Below are 15,980 nucleotides of genomic sequence, written 5' to 3' on the forward strand. Positions count from 1 at the left end.
CGCCCTGTAACTCATCGTCCCGGCTCAGGCGCTCGTACAGTGGGGTAATTTTTTCATTTCTCATGGCTGTACCTCCTGAAACAAAAATGCTCTAAGTGATTGCTTCACTAACCATGACACAATCATGATTAAGAAGTCACTTAGAGCATATATCACCGCTGGCCAGCTTGTACTTCTTGTACTGTTTCACCGCAAAGCAATCTGGCTTGCGCTGTTCCAGTCCCTTGAACATATAGTCCACGGCATTGAGAAAGTCCTCGTCATCCTCCTTCACTTCCATGCCGGAGATCATGTCAACCAGCGTATTCATGTTGCGCTCCTCCTCGGAGCCCTCAAAAATGATGTACCCCAGCAGGGCGCAATACAAAAGCGTTTCGGCCTTCGTCCAGAACGGATCGCCCTCTTTGCCCTCGCCCTTGGTGTTGGAAATCAGGGCGTTTACAAACTTCAAGATGTCCGCCTCGTTCTTGATGTAGGCCAGCGGGTTATAGTGCATGGATTTTGTAAAATCTATGCTGTTGAATACCTTGATTTTGTATCCCCGCTGTTGGAGAAAGTGGCCTACTTGCCCGAGGACTCCTCCTTTCGGATCGACACAGACATACGAGGAATGAGCCTGGAGCAGCTGGGGCGTGAGCCAGAACCGGGTTTTGCCGGAGCCGGACGAGCCGATGACGCAGGCGTTTAGGTTGCGGGCGTTGGCCGGATTTTTGGGCCGGGTGTTGATGGTGAGCAGCTCTGTCCCGGTGAGAATGATATTATTTTCAAACTTAGGATCGACAAAAGGCTTGATGTCTTTTTCGGTGCCCCACCGGGCGGAGCCGTATTCCTCGTCCCGCCTGTACTTCTTTGCGTTTTTGCTTTTGAAGTAGATCAGCAGGCGAAAGGCCACCGCCTCTATAAGGCCCACCAGCCAGTCAAAGGGATCAAGCCCCGGAGCAAAGTCAGCAAAGGCCGGGCCGATGCTCCGGCCCAGCCCCAGCAGCTTTTCCCCAAACCCAGCCCCTGCCGCCAGACGGTAGGCCGTCCCCAGCTTCAGGCAGGCCCAGCCGATGAACAGATAGGGAATGTTGGGAAGAATGTACTTTCGGATCTTATCTGTCGGCATGAGCCACCTCCTGTACCCGCTCTTTGAGGCGGGGCCGCTCCTGGGCAAGCTGATCCGATGCCCGTTTGAGCTGATCTCGGATGGGGATGCGCCGGGACTTGGACTTGTTCAGCACCTTGCGGGAGTACTCCGAGAAGCAGGCGGTCATGGCGTCGGCCTGCCCAGCCTTGAAGAACAGCAGATATTTGTCCGGCCCGGTTTTATAAAAGGCGTAGTCCACATTCCATTTCCGGGCCACCCGGTCAAACAACTTGGTATCGCCGGACAACTCAATGCTGGACGCCGATGCGCCGTGGGCCATGAGCTTTTTCACGCTCTGCTTGCCGTGGGGCGTCTGCTTGGCCCGGTGGTGCTTGGCTATTTTCCGGCCCACACCTCGCACGACATAGGCAAGGCCCAGGGCGGTCAGCTTGGACGCCTTCACGGAAACGGCAATCGTGCGCCGGGAAATATCTTCATCTACCAATCAAACCACCCCTTTCTTTGGGACAAATTGTCCCGAAGTGTTGTTATCGCTCCGGCACCTCCTTTCTCGGGTGCAGCCGCTCTCCTTCCAACGAGGAACGGTCTATGACCTCTTTGTAAGCGGCCATCTGTTCCCGGATGTTGAGCTTGGGCATGGAGAAAACCCTGTGCTCGTCGGGAATGTCCTCCCGCCCGTGGTAGTGTTCAATGAAGCTGCCGCCATTGTTCAGCACATATCCGCCGGGGGCGTAGTGTCCATCCTCGTTGAGCCGAATATCCCTCCCGTACGCCTCGTAGTCGAAATAGTTGAGTAAGTGTTCCGGCACATCGATGGCCTCCATGTCCTCCACATAGATGCGCCCCAGCGTTTCATCGTCTGTCACACCTGGATAAAACTCGAAGCAATCCAGATTTTGCGCCAGATTGATCAGCTCTTTCACGCTGCCGGTGTATTCGCCGCTGTCAATGACCGCTTCAAACTTCTCCAGATCGCTTTGATCCAGCTCGGAGATCACACAGGCCAGATGGTTGAGCTCGTCGATGTCCTCATATTCACCCAAGTGGTCGTATAGCCCCAGCACATCCCCATCAAAGTCGGTGATGAAGATTTCCTCATACCGCACCCCGTCAATGCCGATGCGCTTTAAGAGAGCCTGCACCTCCTCGGGTGTCGTGGGGAATTTCAGATATTCGCCTACCAGTTCACCTTCGTTGTACTTCCCCAAATTGGTGACATAGGCTTCAAACAGGGCGGGCATCAGCGCCGTCCCTGTCCTTTGACGGTGAGGATGCCCTCCAGCGTTGTGGCGGTAATCCCCAGCCGCTGGGCCACGGCGATGTCATTCTTCATGGCCTCGGTAACGGTCTGGCCGCACACCACCAGCACATGGGAGCGACGCAGCAGGTCTCGGCTCATATCGATGCCGCTCTTATGCTCCTCTGGGACGGCATCGTTGAGGAACAGGGGCAGATACAGTGTAGGGCAGATGGGCGAAAAGCCCGCCTCATACACCGCCCGGCAATACCGGGCCGCCTGTTCCGTGTTCTTGTAGTCCTCGCCGCACCATGCGGCGGTGATATACGCAAGGGGCCTTTTCATAGAAAACCTCCGTTCCGTTGTGTTCAACCCTTTCCCCCCGCCCTTTCCCATTCATGGGAAAGGGGGCGGCTCTGGAGGATATGCCCCCGTCACGCCTCCGAGAATGGCACAGCCGGGGCCGCCCGTAAAGGGCAAGCCGCCGCAGGGCGGCGGTGCCGTGCACCCTTGACGGACAGCGCCCAGCCATGCCGTGTAAAAGGCGGCGACGGGGGATCAAGCACCAGAGCCTTAAACGAGGGGACGAAAAAGACCTCGGGACAAATTGTCCCAAGGTCGGTTACTTCTCCATATCCTTTTTCTTGTCGGGCTTGCCCAGCTCCGGGGGCTGCTTCTCCTTCCACTCGTCCAGCAGGGCCAGAATGGTGTCCTTCATCTCCCGGGGCGTCTTGTCCTTGCCAAAATACTTTTCCAGTTCGGCGCTGTTGATGATCACCTTGTCAACCTCCTTTTTCTGTTCGCTCAAAATGCCGTCGATCACATCGCCGTTCAGCTTGCCCTCCTTGTCCAGCTCCCGCATCTTCTGGGCTTGTGAAAGGGACGGGGAGGACGCTTGCCCCTCAATGGCAACGGCGATATACTTCTGGTGCCTGGGGCGGATGAAAGAAATCTCCACGGCAGGGGTAAAGGAGAGCTGCTTCTCGTCCACCATTTTTTGCAGATCAGGGACAAGCTCGGTCAGGCGGATATACCGCTGCACCTGCTTGTAATTCATGCCGTTGCGATCCCCGACAATCTGCGTGGAGCGTTTTCCAGCATCCCGGTCATCCTCGCCGGGGCGGGCTCCTTGGTGCTTGATGGCCTCCACCTGCTGTTTCAGCGCAGCGGCCTTTTCCGTGGGTAAAATCCTCTCCCGATGCCGCAGGTTGTCATCCGTCATGGCGAGGATAGCCTCGTCATCGGTCATGTTGCGGACGATACAGGGCATATTGACAAACCCGGCCAGTTCGCTGGCCCGCTGGCGGCGGTGTCCGGCGATGATCTCATATCCGCCGCCCTCACGGGGCCGCACCAGCGCAGGCTGATTGACCCCAGCAGCCTTGACCGACTCCACCAGTCCCTGCATTTCCGCATCGTCCCGGACGCCAAAGGGGTGATTTTTGAACGGGTGCAGCTCGGCAAGATTGAGATACACGATCTCCTCTTTCACGCCACGGGCAGCGTCCCGAGGGGCGGGCAGCTGCTCGGTTGCAGCCGGGGCCTCTGCTTTGACGGGAGCGCCTTTCCCGGCAGGCGGTTTACTTTGGGACATTTTGTCCCGAGGTTGCGGCTTGGCCTTGTCGTGGGCCGCCTTGTCAGCCTTGGGTGGGCGGCCCCTGCGGGGCTTGGCCGCATCCTTCGCTTTATCCGCCTGCTTGCCCTTATCCTGGGCCGCAGCCTTTTCCGGGGGCTTGCCCTTCGTCGCCCCATCCCGGGCAGCGGTAAAATCCACCACCTTTCCAGCGGGGGCGGGATCTCCCATGCCGGGGATCGTGGTCTGCTTCTCGTCCTTGCCCGGCTGCGGCGCACCCTCCTTAGACGGAGCAGGGGCGTCCTTGTCTTTGGGAGCCTCCTTACCCGCCGGAGCCGGTTGCTCCGCCGCAGGGTCGGGAACTGTCTTTCCCTCAACGGGCTTTTCCTCTGCAGGGGGTGTTACCACCTTGGAAGCATCTTCTGTCACGGGAGCCTCCGCCCTGGCCGGGGTGGGCTGATCCTGCACCGGGGAATCGGCTTTGACAGGCTCCACCTTTTCCGGCTTGGGGGGCTCGTCTACCTTCCCGGCGTCGGGAATATTCTTTTTATCGTCAGCCACCTAAAAACCTCCTTCGTTGTGAAATAGAAAAAGCCAGCCCGATGGCTGGCTCGTGGGGAATCTCCCTCCTTTCTGGTTAAAAATATATGAAGCCACTACCCGTAGTCTCGTTAGGTAGTGAAACACAAAAATCAGGCAGTAAAGAGTGACATTGTTGGCTTGATTTGGTATAATAAATATAATTTTTCTTATTGCTATACTTGAAAATATGAAAAGAGGCCACCGTATGAGTATCACATATTACAGCCACACCGATGGCATTAAATTGCTTGCTAAAATGCTCTACGACGAAAAATTGACTCCGATAATTGGGGCGGGGTTCACAAGAAATTGTTCGTCAAAAAAAGCGACTGTTCCTGATGGTAATCAGGCAACAGAGATTATGAAAAAAATGATAAATGAAATTCGGCAAATCAATTTATCAAGTGCTGATTTTAATAAAATTTCCGAACGCTTTTTTTCCATCGTGCCGAAAGAAAAACAGTGGGATTTTTTTGAGACCTATTTTACACAAGTTACACTTCCTGAGTATTTATCTGCTTTCCTTGCGCTACCATGGGCATATATTTATACATTAAATGTTGATGACGGAATTGAGAGGACTGGCTTATACACACCAGTATTGCCATATCAGGATGCTAATGTGCCTAATAGATCCATGAAGTTAGTATATAAACTTCATGGAGATGCAGTGCATGAAGTACTATATAAAGTGCAAAAGAATATTGTATTTAGTGTAAATCAGTACATTGAATTTTTGACCTCAAGTAGCAACAGGACAATTTACAATGCTATAAGTAGCGATTATTCTCAAACAAATATTCTTTACATAGGTTGCAGCTTAGCAAATGAACCAGATTTAAAATATATTTATTCGCAAGTAAAAGAAGATATATCATCTAATATCCTGCGTTGTATCATCCGTACAAAGCAACTAGAAGCTGAGGAAGAATTTGATCTTGAAGAGTACGGAATTAACACAGTCATTATTGTAAATGATTATGAACTATTTTATCGTGAATTTGTATCTGAATATGAAAAGATTGCTGCCCAAGACGCTGGAGCTAAATACCAGTTCACCAACCCTCGAACCATTGATATAAATCCGGATGATAAAAATTTAAATATTAAATATCTTTCAGGTGAAAATATCTTCAATCCCGCAAAAAATCAATTTTATAAATCAAGCCTACGGGTCATGCGTGAATGTGTTGGCAATATTGAAACTTATCTGTCTAATAACAATAGTGTTATCGTTCGAGGACGACGCTTTAGTGGAAAGACTGTTGTTCTAAGCATCTTGGCAGAAAGATATCAAAAATACACTGTACTTTTTTTCCCCTCTGAGTTTATGGTTGATGAGGATTTATTACACTCTATTTTGGAAAACAGTACAGAGACTCTTTTTTTATTCGATAGCAACTCATTATCTGATTACGCTTATCAATTGGTGGCTCATTCTGAAAAATTGCTAAAAAAGAAAAACAATAAATTGGTAGTTGCTACAAATACTAATGATATTTATTTGCCAGACACTCTTAACGCTGAAACAGTATTGTTGCCGCCCAGTTTTGAAGGTGACGAGATAAAGCAACTGATCCCTGCTTGTGATAAATATGGATTAAGTCGGAGAAAAACAAAAGAAACCAACATTGATTATCTCAAAAGACTTAGTGATGATCAAAAAATTGATTTTTCAATTTTCGATAGCCTTCCCAAAAAGTTTAGTCAGCAAGAACTGGTATTACTTATGTTGCTGTGCATTAAAGATAAACTATACTTCAGCGATATTAGTGCACTTAATATGCGATTTCGTAATGTGGATGATTTTATTGAACGGATGCACGGTATTATAGAACGAGTTCCTGTGTCTAAGGGTGAAAAAGCTCGCCACTCAAGTGAAAAGTTGGTCCACAATAGCAAGTACTATTTGTTATCACTTATGAGGGATCTTGATAGCGAAGAAATTATCAATACAATTAAATATATTGTGTCAAAACTTTCAAAAGACAGGGCCAAAAGGCGGTTGTATATTGAAACCGTTCTTTTTGATACCTTAAACCAACTTTTTGGCCATGCCAAAGGTGCCGGGAAATTAATTCTTGACATATACGAAGAACTAGAACCTGATTTGAATCAAGATATGGATTACTGGCTGCAGCGATCAAAGAGTATTTACAGAATATACCCCAAAAACTACTCTAAATTAAAAACCGCATATCAATATGCAAAAAAGTCTGCAAGCGATGGGGATTCTCGCATACAGGCGAAGGCGGCCCTTACTACTTCCCTTATTTGTTGTCTTCTGGCAAGACAATGCAGGAACGAGATGGATCAGCGTGATTATGAAATTGAAGCTATTACTAGTGCCGAGACTGCGGTTACCTCTGTGTACTTTAAAATGAATAGAAAAAACCTCAAAGGAGAACTAGGGCTTAACAAAAGAGAGCCATACTTCGATATGATTCTTCAAGTGTGCGATAAGCACTCTGATCCAGCAAAAGATTTGCATATCGCATGGAAGGCGGCTAGCCTTAGAAAAGAAATTATTAATGTAAGTACTGATTCTTAATTAGGGATTTTCCCGGATTCTATTTTGGTAGTTTTATTTGCTATGAAAAGAGTGCTGCCCAAGAAAATGGACAGCACTAGAGTGTAGTCCGGAAATCTTTTACACAAGAACCTCTTGCTTGCTGCTTGCAAACCATTGATATGACTGGATTTTTCCAAGTCCTATAATTACACTCGGACCATGCGGAGCATCGTCAAAGCTTTTGACGATGCTCCGCATTTTCTTTTGCCTTTCGGCCGAGGGCAAAACATCCGATGGACAACTGTTTCCCACAGTGCTACAATAAAGTCAAACGCGCCTGCGGGCCGCAGCGACCCGAATCAGAAAGGAAGGCTATTATTGTATGAACATCGTTTTGCTGGAGTCTCTGGGCATTTCGGACAGCCTGCTGGAACAATACGCGGCGCAGCTCGGCGCCGCGGGGCACACCTTCACCGTTTATCCCCGCACCGGGGACACCGCCCGCCTCATCGAAGAGGCGCAGGACGCGGATGTGCTGATGCTGGCCAACATGCCCCTGCCCGGCGAGGTCATCCGCGCCTGCACGCATCTGAAATTCATCGACGTGGCCTTCACCGGCGTGGACCACGTGGACCTGGACGCTGCCCGCGAGATGGGTGCGGCGGTGAGCAACGCCTCCGGCTACTCCAACGATTCGGTGGCGGAGCTGACGGTGTGCATGGCGCTGGCGCTGCTGCGCAACCTGCCCCAGGTGGAGCAGCGCTGCCGCACCGGCGGCACCAAGGACGGTCTGGTGGGCCAGGAACTGCGGGGCAAGACCGTGGGTCTGGTGGGCACCGGCGCCATCGGCTCCCGGGTGGCCCAGCTGTTCAGCGCCTTCGGCTGCCGCATCATCGCCTCCGGCGACCACAGCCACAAGCCCGACACCGACCTCATCACCTACCTGCCCATGACCGAGGTGCTGGCCCAGGCGGACATCCTCAGCCTGCACTGCCCGCTGAACGACTCCACCCGGGGCCTCATCGGCGCCGAAGCCATCGCCCGCATGAAGCCCGGCGCACTGCTGCTGAACGCCGCCCGCGGCCCGGTGGTGGACACCGCCGCCCTGGCCGCCGCGCTGCAGGAAGGCCGCCTTGGCGGCGCGGGCATCGACGTGTTCGAGACCGAGCCTCCCCTGTCCGTGGACCATCCCCTGCTGCACACCCCCAACACCATCGTGACCCCGCACGTGGCCTTTGCCACCGCCCAGTCCATGGAAAAGCGCGCCCAGATCGTGTTCCACAGCCTGGACTGCTGGCTGGCCGGCGGGCAGATCAACAAGATCCTTTAAAACCACGGCCCGCCGCCCGCCCCGGACAAACCGCGCCGGGGCGGGCTTTTTTTCCTTTCCCGCCCCAACCTTTCACAAAGCGTCCGGGCGGGTGTTTGCGGTTTTTGTGCAATCGTTAGATGTTTGGCATGCGTCCTGTAAAATGTGAACCGCGCCCTTGGCGGCGCGGGTTCTTTATGGTATAGTTTTAATATGAGCCGCTCGTGTGGCGGCTGTTCGCGATCCCAATTCCGGAAAGGAGTTCGTTTATGAGCACAATGCGCGGTATCTACACCACCGTGACCGACATCCGCCGCAAGGTATTCACCGAGGTGGCCCGTCTTTCCTACGAGGGGCAGGACTATGCCGCCGAGATGGTGAAGCTGCCTTACAAGATCATTCCCGGTGAGGTGGGCACCCACCGCAACAGCATCTTTCTGGAACGGGCCATCGTTTCCGAGCGCATCCGCCTGGCCATGGGCCTGCCCCTGCGCCCGATGGACCAGCAGGCGCCCGCCAACGCGGGCATCGAGAACAGCGTGATCGCCAGCAAATACTACGACCCGCCGCTCATCAACATCATCAAGTTCGCCTGTTCGGCCTGCCCGCCCAAAAAGGTGGAGGTGACCGACATGTGCCGCAGCTGCCTTGCCCACCCCTGCAAGGAGGTCTGCCCCAAGGACGCCATCCGCTTCACCCCCGGCGGCCGCTCGGTGATCGATGAGGACAAGTGCATCAAGTGCGGCAAGTGCGTGGATGTGTGTCCCTATCACGCCATCGTCAAGATGGAGCGCCCCTGCGCCGCCGCCTGCGGCATGAACGCCATCGGCTCGGACGAACTGGGCCGGGCGAAGATCGACTACGACAAATGCGTTTCCTGCGGGATGTGCCTTGTGAACTGCCCCTTTGGCGCCATTGTGGACAAGGGCCAGATCTTCCAGCTGATCCAGAGCATCCGCCAGGGCGACAAGAACTACGCCATCGTGGCCCCCGCCTTTGTCAACCAGTTCCCGGGCCTGACCCCCGGCAAGCTGAAGGCCGCCATGCGCCAGCTGGGCTTCATCGACACGCTGGAAGTGGCTGTGGGCGCGGACCTTTGCACCATCGAGGAAGCGAAGGACTTCATGCGTGAGGTGCCGGAGTATCAGCCCTTCATGGCCACCAGCTGCTGCCCCAGCTGGAGCGTGATGGCCAAGAAGCTGTTCCCGGAGCTGGCCCAGTACATCAGCATGGCCATGACCCCCATGGTGCTGACCGCCCGCCTTGCCAAGAACAAGCTGGGCCGGGACATCAAGATCACCTTTGTGGGCCCCTGCGCCGCCAAGAAGCTGGAGGCCAGCCGCCGCACCATCCGCAGCGACGTGGACTTCGTGCTGACCTTTGAGGAACTGATGGGCATGTTTGAAGCCAAGGGCGTCAACTTTGACACCCTGAAGGCCGAGCCCGGCGACGACTTCCAGCATGCCAGCGCCGACGGCCGCGGGTTTGCCGCCAGCGGCGGTGTGGCCCAGGCCGTGGTGAACGCCATCAAGCAGATGGACCCCGACCGGGAGATCAAGGTGGCCAGCGCCCAGGGCCTCGCGGACTGCAAGCGCCTGCTGATGATGGCCCGCGCGGGCAAGTACAACGGCTACCTGCTGGAGGGCATGGGCTGCCCCGGCGGCTGTGTGGGCGGCGCGGGCACTCTGGCCGACCCGGCCAAGGCCGCGGCAGCGCTGGCGAAGTACAGCGTCGAAGCCCCCATGAAGCACTCCACCGAGAGCCCCTACGAGATCGACCTTGCGTTCCTGAAATAAATAAAACGAGCCGCCCGCCGGAGAGCATCCGGCGGGCGGCTTTTTTATTCAAAGTAAGTATCAGGCTTTCCAGTCGCTGAGAAGGGCGACGCCCCAGCCGTCGGCGGTCTTGACCCACGCCTTGCCGCCGGAAGCGGACTGGGCGTTCTCAAAGGTCATCACCGTCTGCTCGGCGCCGGAGGTGTTGATGTAGCCCCAGCCCGTGGCGGTCTTCACCGCCGCCAGACTCTCGTTGAAGGGGCGCACCGCCTCATAGACGAAGGGCACGGCCTGCTGGCCGGTGGTGGCGTTCACAAAGCCCCACAGGCCCGCCATCTTGGCGGCGAACAACCCTTCGGAGGCGCTGGTCACGTCCTCATAAACCACGCCGTCCAGCGCGGTGCCGTCGGGCATGATGATGATCTTGCCCTGCACCTCGCTCACGTCCACAGGGGTGTCGGTGGCGCTGATGTAGGTGTCGTCCGGGCCGCCGGCGCCCTCCTTCGGGGTGATGGACACCGCGTCCGCGATGAAGGGCTGGTTGGTGCTGGCCTTTATCTCCTCCCAGGAGTAGAGCCAGCCCATGTCCTCCGCGTAGACCTTTTTGCTGTTCACATCGTAATACAGCGTGCCGGAGGCAAGGCCGTGGCCGCCGGAGCCCACCACGGTGCCGTCCTGCTCGTAGATCTCGCTCTCGTCGGAGTTGGTGATGCCGCACACACCGCACCAATGCACGTCCTTTTCGGCGGGGATGCGCACCGTGCCGTCCAGGTCGATCACGCCGATCTTATCGTTCTGGAGGAAGAAGGCAAGCTGGTCCTGCTGGGCAAGCTGGGTGACCTGGGGCTTAGCATAGTCCGCCAGGCTCTTCTGGATGTCGATGTCGGTGCGGGGCGCCACCACCCAGCCGGGCTGGGGCGAAGCGGACGCCTCCGGGTCCGCGGTGGGCACGGGGGCGCTGGTGCGCTCGGGGCCCACCACCTCCACGGGGTAGCTCTCCGGTTCGTTCTTGCAGGCCGCAAGGCTCAGGGCCAGGGCGGCGGCGAGGCACAGGGAAAGGACTTTTTTCATGGTGTCCGACCTCCTTTTTTTGCGAAACGTCATTTATGGTATTTGCCGTGATTGTTGATGGAAAAAGCGCGGTAAAGCTGTTCTGTGAGCACCAGCCGCGCCAGCTGATGGGGCAGCGTGATGCGGCCCAGGCTGATGCGGAAGGCGGCAGCCTGCTTCACTTCGGGGGAAAGCCCGTGGGAAGAGCCGATGACAAAGGCCATGTCCCCCGCGCCGCCCACCGCCTGCCGGGCGATGAGGTCGGCCAGGTCTTCGCTGCTGACCAGCTTGCCCTCCACGCAGAGGGCCGCGATGGCCGCGCCCTTGCGCACGCTGGCAAGGATGGCCTTGCCCTCCTTTTCCAGCGCTTTCTCAATGACCGCGGGGCCGGCGTTCTTCTCGCTGACGGTGACCTCCGGCAGCTCGATGATGCGGAACTCGCACAGGCCCTTGAGCCGCTTCTGATACTCCGCCACGCCCTCGGCGCAATAGGCGGCGTTCAGCTTGCCCACACAGATAAGGTCGATCCTCTGCATCGTTCAAAACTCCATCCAGTCGCTGGGCTCCGCGCGCTTCTGGGCCTGTACCCGCACGCCGGGGCCGGGGGTCACGCCCGCCGCCACCAGCGCGCTGCGCACCGCGCCCAGGGCAAGGTCCGGGGTGTTGTTCTCCTTGCTCAGATGGCACAGGGCAAACTTTTTGCAGCCCTGCTGCACCAGTTCCAGAATTTTGGCGGCGCACTCGTTGTTGTCCAGGTGGCCGCGGGGCGACTCGATACGCCGTTTTAAGTAATAGGGATAGCTGCCGTAGCGCAGGCTATGCAGATCGTAGTTGGCCTCCAGCGCCACCAGATCAGCCCCGGAAAGGGCGGTGTGCACCGGGTCGGTGAGGCAGCCCAGGTCGGTGGCGATGGCCATGACCGAGCCGTCCGGCGCGGTGATGCGAAAGCCGCAGCAGGGCACGTCGTGGCTGGTGGGAAAGGCGCTGACCAAAAAGCCGCCCACCGGCTCCGAGCGGCCTTCGATGGCAATGAGTTCCGCCCCCGGCGGGGTGACGCCCAGGCCGTCCAGGTGGTCGAGGGTGGCGGCGCTGCCGTAGACCGGCACGCTGTAATGCTTCAAAAAGACGTTGAGGCCCGCGATGTGGTCGCTGTGCTCATGGGTCACCAGCAGGCCCTTCATGCCGCTCACCGGAAGGCCCAGCGCCTTGAGGGCGTTCAGGGTGACGCGGCAGCTTTTGCCCATGTCGATGAGGAGGTATTCGTCGCCGCAGCGCACCACCGAGCAGTTGCCGGAGGAGCCGGAATACAGAGATGTGAAGAATGCCATGGAAACCTCTCGTTATAGTAAGTATCAGAAAAGGGCTGTGGGCGCTTTGCCGCGCCACAGCCCCGATGATCTGTTTTTAGAGCGCCTGGGGCAGCACCGAAACGGGCTTTTCCACCCGGCGGATGTCGGCGCCGAGGCCCTGCAGTTTTTCCACCAGGTCCTCGTAGCCCCGCTCGATATGGCTGATCTCGTCGATCTCGCTGGTGCCGTTGGCGGCCAGCGCGGCCATGACCAGCGCGGCGCCGGCCCGCAGGTCGGAAGCGCGCAGCGGCGCGGGCTGCAGCTCGGGCACGCCCTCGATCACCGCCACCTGGCCGTCCACCTGGATGTTCGCGCCCATGCGCACCAGTTCATCCACATAGCGGAAGCGGTTCTCCCAGATGCCCTCGGTGATGATGGAGGTGCCGCGGGCCAGGGTGAGCAGCACCGTCATCAGCGGCTGCATGTCGGTGGGGAAGCCCGGATGAGGCATGGTCTTGATCTTCAGCGGCAGCAGATCGCCGGTGCGTACCACCCGCACCGCGTCGTCGTACTCTTCGATGATGACGCCCGCCAGCTCCATCTTGGCGGTGATGGGCTCAAGATGCTTGGGGATGACGTTCTTGATGAGCACGTTGCCGCCGGTGATAGCCGCGGCCACCATGTAGCTGCCGGCCTCGATCTGGTCGGGGATGATGGAGTAGGTGCAGCCGTGCAGCGCCTTGCGGCCCCGGATCTTGATGACGTCGGTGCCTGCACCGCGCACGTCGGCGCCCATCATGTTGAGGAAGTTGGCCAGGTCAACGATGTGGGGCTCCTTGGCCACGTTCTCCAGCACGGTCTGGCCCTCGGCCAGCACGGCGCTGAGCATCGCGTTCATGGTGGCGCCCACCGAGACGGTGTCGAAGAATACATGAGCGCCCACCAGCGGCTGGCCGGACACCTCGATCATGCCGTACTCCACCGAGTCCTGCGCGCCCAGGGCACAGAAGGCCTTGAGGTGCTGGTCGATGGGGCGCGGGCCCAGATTGCAGCCGCCGGGCATGGCCACCTTGCCGGAGCCGAAACGGCCCAGCAGAGCGCCCAGGAAATAATAGCTGGCCCGCATCTGGCGGCTCAGCTCGTCCGGCACCTGGGTAGCGGTGATGTGGCTGGTGTCGATCTCGTAGCTGTTTTTGGTGAGCATGCGGATCTGGGCGCCCAGGGCGCTGAGGATCTGCAGCGACACCGCCACGTCGCTGATGTCGGGCAGATTTTCGATGATGCACTTATCCGCCGCAAGGATGGTAGCCGGCAGGATCGCCACCGCCGCGTTCTTCGCACCGCTGATGGAAACTTCGCCGGTGAGGGGCTTGCCCCCGTTGATCACAAATTTCTCCAATTGGATGACCTCCGCATAGGCACACTTGCAGGCTCCCATAGAGCCATGCCGGGCACTGTAACTGCTATATTATACACCGAACGGCGCAAAAAGGGAACCCTTAGGGGTAGTATTTGCCGAAATTGTAATTTCTATGCTCAAAAGTCCCAACGCCATGCCCTGTTTTTCGCCCGGTTTCGCGCAGTTTCGCCGCCCGCGCCGCCCTCCAAAGCGGGCAAAACCGCCTTTTTCCGTCAAAAACGCCCCTCCCCCATACCGGGGGAAGGGCGTCTTTGACGGTTTGGAAAGGGTCACATGCCGGCAAAATACTTTTTCGCGCTGATGCGCACGCCGTTTTCGAACATCTCGAAATGGCAGTGGTTGCCGGTGGAGTTGCCGGTGGAGCCCACATAGGCGATCACCTGGCCCTGGCTCACCGCCTGACCCACATGCACGGCGAGGCTGCTGGCATGGGCATAGAGCGTCTGCCGCCCGCCGCCGTGGTTGATGATGACGTAGTTGCCATAGCTGTAGTGCCAACCGGCCGTGGTGACCACGCCGCCGTCGGAGGCAATGATGGACGCGCCGTAGTTGGCGCGGATGTCCACGCCCTTGTGGGTGGAGCTCATCCAGCGGCTGATGCCCTTGTAGTTGGGCACCGGCCACACCCAGGTGCCGTTGGTGCCGGAGACCACCATGCCGTTGGCCAGTTTGGTGCCCCGCAGGCGCACGCGGGTGACAGGCTCCTTCAAGGTGGTGCGGCTGATCTCCACCGTCTCGGGGGTGTTGGAATCGCCGTAATAAGTATCCTCGTAGACCACTTCGTCCAGTCCGTTCTCGCCTTCCTGCTCGATCTTGTAGGTATCGAAGGGAAGGTCGGCGGAATCGGTGGTGACGGTATCGTAGGGGATCTCCTCCTGCACCGTGCGGGTGATGACCCGCTTGACCTCCAGATAGGGCATCGCCTGGCTGATGGTGAGCACGTCGCCCACATAGAAGCTGGTAAGGATGTCCTGCTGGGGGTTCTGGGCCTGCAGCTGACTCACCGACAGGCCGAATTTGCTGGCCACGCTGCTGGGCACGTCGCCCTGCTGCACGGTGTAGGTCACCTCGCCCTGCTCCTCACCGGTGAGCACGTCGATGATGCTCTGCAGGTCGGTGAGGGAATCGGTGAAGTAGAGGTTGCCGTCCTGCAGTTCCACGTCCTTGGTGAACTCCACCCGCAGGTTGGGGTTGTCCGGGTCCTCATAGGGTTCCTTGAGGCTGTCGATGAACTCGTGGAGCTCCTCGCCCTCGGTGGTGACCGCCAGCAGCTCGCCGTCCACATAGATGGCGGTGGCCTCCTGGATCTCGTCGCTGGATTCCTGCAGCAACACGTTGGCCATCTGGGCCTCGTCCATCAGCGTGTCGGAAACGTCCAGCGAGTAGGTGGGAGTGATGGTGAACTCACGGCTCTCGTCGCCCAGCGCGTCGATGCGCTGGGTGAGCTCGGCGGTGGCGGCATCGAACACCTGTTCGCTCTGCACATGGCCCACGACCTTGCCGTTGACCTCCACCGCAAGCACGTAGTTGTAGCCCAAAACGGTGTTGACCACATAGACGAAGAGGCCCAGCGCCAGCACCGGCAGCACGTAAGCGAAGGACGGGCGGATGAGCGGTGCATAGCGGCGCACGCCCCGGCCGAAGTAAGCCAGGCCCTCCCCCACCGCCTTTGCGGTGCCAACGGTCTTCTTTTCTTCCCGCACCAGGGCGGCGATGTTTTTGAAGCCGTTCCACAAGCGGACAAAGGGAGCGCTGAGCTCATGCCACGCGTTGACGAGGCCCTTGCCGACGGTGTTCTTGATGAACAGGCCGACGGCGCACGCCTTTTCGCGGATGCGTTCGCCGATGCTGCGCAGCCGGCGGCCGGCGCGGAGCACCGTGTACTCGGCCCAGAAGCCCACATCATACAGGAACTGGCCCAGCACCGCGGTCTGCGGTTTCTGCTTGGCTTTGGTGACCAGGGGGTCCAGCGCCTTCTTCACCTTGGGAGGCGGAGCAGCCCTGCGCTTTTTCTTCACCTCGGGCGGGGCCGCCTGGGCGGTTTCCGGGCCGGTCTGTTCCGGCGCGGCGGCAGGCTGGCCGCCTTCCAGCTGTTTTTCTTCCGGCGGCGTTTTTTCCTTGATCGCCATGGGCGCTGTCTCCT

12 protein-coding genes and 1 pseudogene are annotated in these 15,980 nt (G+C 57.6%); 3 read left to right on the top strand and 10 right to left on the bottom strand.

The window, feature by feature from the left end; genetic code table 11:
- Nucleotides 1-154: 154 nt before the first annotated feature.
- The 5 genes and pseudogenes from ACMI1Q_RS00285 to ACMI1Q_RS00305 all read right to left on the bottom strand — a co-directional run.
- A pseudogene (locus tag ACMI1Q_RS00285) lies at nucleotides 155-1,108 on the bottom strand (type IV secretory system conjugative DNA transfer family protein); the annotation flags it as partial.
- Nucleotides 1,095-1,517 (bottom strand): PcfB family protein, encoded by a 423-nt coding sequence (locus tag ACMI1Q_RS00290; RefSeq protein ID WP_419502420.1) that lies wholly within the window; start codon nucleotides 1,515-1,517, stop codon nucleotides 1,095-1,097. The gene ACMI1Q_RS00290 and the pseudogene ACMI1Q_RS00285, both read right to left, overlap by 14 nt.
- A gap of 100 nt (nucleotides 1,518-1,617) precedes the next feature.
- On the bottom strand, nucleotides 1,618-2,331 hold the full coding sequence (locus ACMI1Q_RS00295) for an antirestriction protein ArdA (protein ID WP_419502396.1): 714 nt from the start codon (nucleotides 2,329-2,331) through the stop codon (nucleotides 1,618-1,620).
- The gene (locus ACMI1Q_RS00300; RefSeq protein ID WP_297212966.1) at nucleotides 2,331-2,672 is read right to left on the bottom strand and encodes a hypothetical protein; all 342 of its coding nucleotides are present in this window, start codon (nucleotides 2,670-2,672) and stop codon (nucleotides 2,331-2,333) included. The genes ACMI1Q_RS00295 and ACMI1Q_RS00300 overlap by 1 nt, the downstream gene beginning before the upstream one ends.
- A 277-nt stretch (nucleotides 2,673-2,949) precedes the next feature.
- Nucleotides 2,950-4,461, bottom strand: coding sequence for a ParB/RepB/Spo0J family partition protein (locus tag ACMI1Q_RS00305; protein WP_419502397.1), 1,512 nt, complete (start codon nucleotides 4,459-4,461; stop codon nucleotides 2,950-2,952).
- A gap of 226 nt (nucleotides 4,462-4,687) precedes the next feature.
- On the opposite strand from ACMI1Q_RS00305, the gene ACMI1Q_RS00310 reads away from it, so the two are divergent.
- The 3 genes from ACMI1Q_RS00310 (at nucleotide 4,688) to ACMI1Q_RS00320 (ending at nucleotide 10,099) form a co-directional block, all read left to right on the top strand.
- Nucleotides 4,688-7,033 carry an SIR2 family protein gene (locus ACMI1Q_RS00310; RefSeq protein ID WP_419502398.1) on the top strand — a complete coding sequence of 782 codons (2,346 nt, stop codon included), beginning with the start codon at nucleotides 4,688-4,690 and terminating at the stop codon, nucleotides 7,031-7,033.
- Between the two features lie 343 nt (nucleotides 7,034-7,376).
- Nucleotides 7,377-8,324 carry a 2-hydroxyacid dehydrogenase gene (locus ACMI1Q_RS00315; protein WP_419502399.1) on the top strand — a complete coding sequence of 316 codons (948 nt, stop codon included), beginning with the start codon at nucleotides 7,377-7,379 and terminating at the stop codon, nucleotides 8,322-8,324.
- A gap of 257 nt (nucleotides 8,325-8,581) precedes the next feature.
- The gene (locus tag ACMI1Q_RS00320; protein ID WP_419502421.1) at nucleotides 8,582-10,099 is read left to right on the top strand and encodes a 4Fe-4S dicluster domain-containing protein; all 1,518 of its coding nucleotides are present in this window, start codon (nucleotides 8,582-8,584) and stop codon (nucleotides 10,097-10,099) included.
- Between the two features lie 60 nt (nucleotides 10,100-10,159).
- On the opposite strand, the gene ACMI1Q_RS00325 is transcribed toward ACMI1Q_RS00320, so the two are convergent.
- The 5 genes from ACMI1Q_RS00325 to ACMI1Q_RS00345 form a co-directional block, all read right to left on the bottom strand.
- Nucleotides 10,160-11,149 carry a WG repeat-containing protein gene (locus tag ACMI1Q_RS00325; protein WP_419502400.1) on the bottom strand — a complete coding sequence of 330 codons (990 nt, stop codon included), beginning with the start codon at nucleotides 11,147-11,149 and terminating at the stop codon, nucleotides 10,160-10,162.
- Nucleotides 11,150-11,178: 29 nt separating this feature from the next.
- Nucleotides 11,179-11,664 (bottom strand): 23S rRNA (pseudouridine(1915)-N(3))-methyltransferase RlmH, encoded by a 486-nt coding sequence (locus ACMI1Q_RS00330; RefSeq protein WP_177521782.1) that lies wholly within the window; start codon nucleotides 11,662-11,664, stop codon nucleotides 11,179-11,181.
- 3 nt (nucleotides 11,665-11,667) lie between these two features.
- Nucleotides 11,668-12,456, bottom strand: a complete 789-nt coding sequence (locus ACMI1Q_RS00335) for an MBL fold metallo-hydrolase (protein WP_419502401.1) — start codon at nucleotides 12,454-12,456, stop codon at nucleotides 11,668-11,670.
- Nucleotides 12,457-12,532: 76 nt separating this feature from the next.
- The gene (locus ACMI1Q_RS00340) at nucleotides 12,533-13,816 is read right to left on the bottom strand and encodes a UDP-N-acetylglucosamine 1-carboxyvinyltransferase (protein WP_177521784.1); all 1,284 of its coding nucleotides are present in this window, start codon (nucleotides 13,814-13,816) and stop codon (nucleotides 12,533-12,535) included.
- Nucleotides 13,817-14,106: 290 nt separating this feature from the next.
- A complete protein-coding gene (locus tag ACMI1Q_RS00345; RefSeq protein ID WP_419502402.1) occupies nucleotides 14,107-15,966 on the bottom strand; it encodes a peptidoglycan DD-metalloendopeptidase family protein in 1,860 nt (619 codons plus the stop codon).
- Nucleotides 15,967-15,980 lie beyond the last annotated feature (14 nt).

Source organism: Candidatus Allofournierella excrementavium (genome assembly GCF_048526665.1).
Lineage (GTDB): Bacteria > Bacillota > Clostridia > Oscillospirales > Ruminococcaceae > Allofournierella_A > Allofournierella_A excrementavium.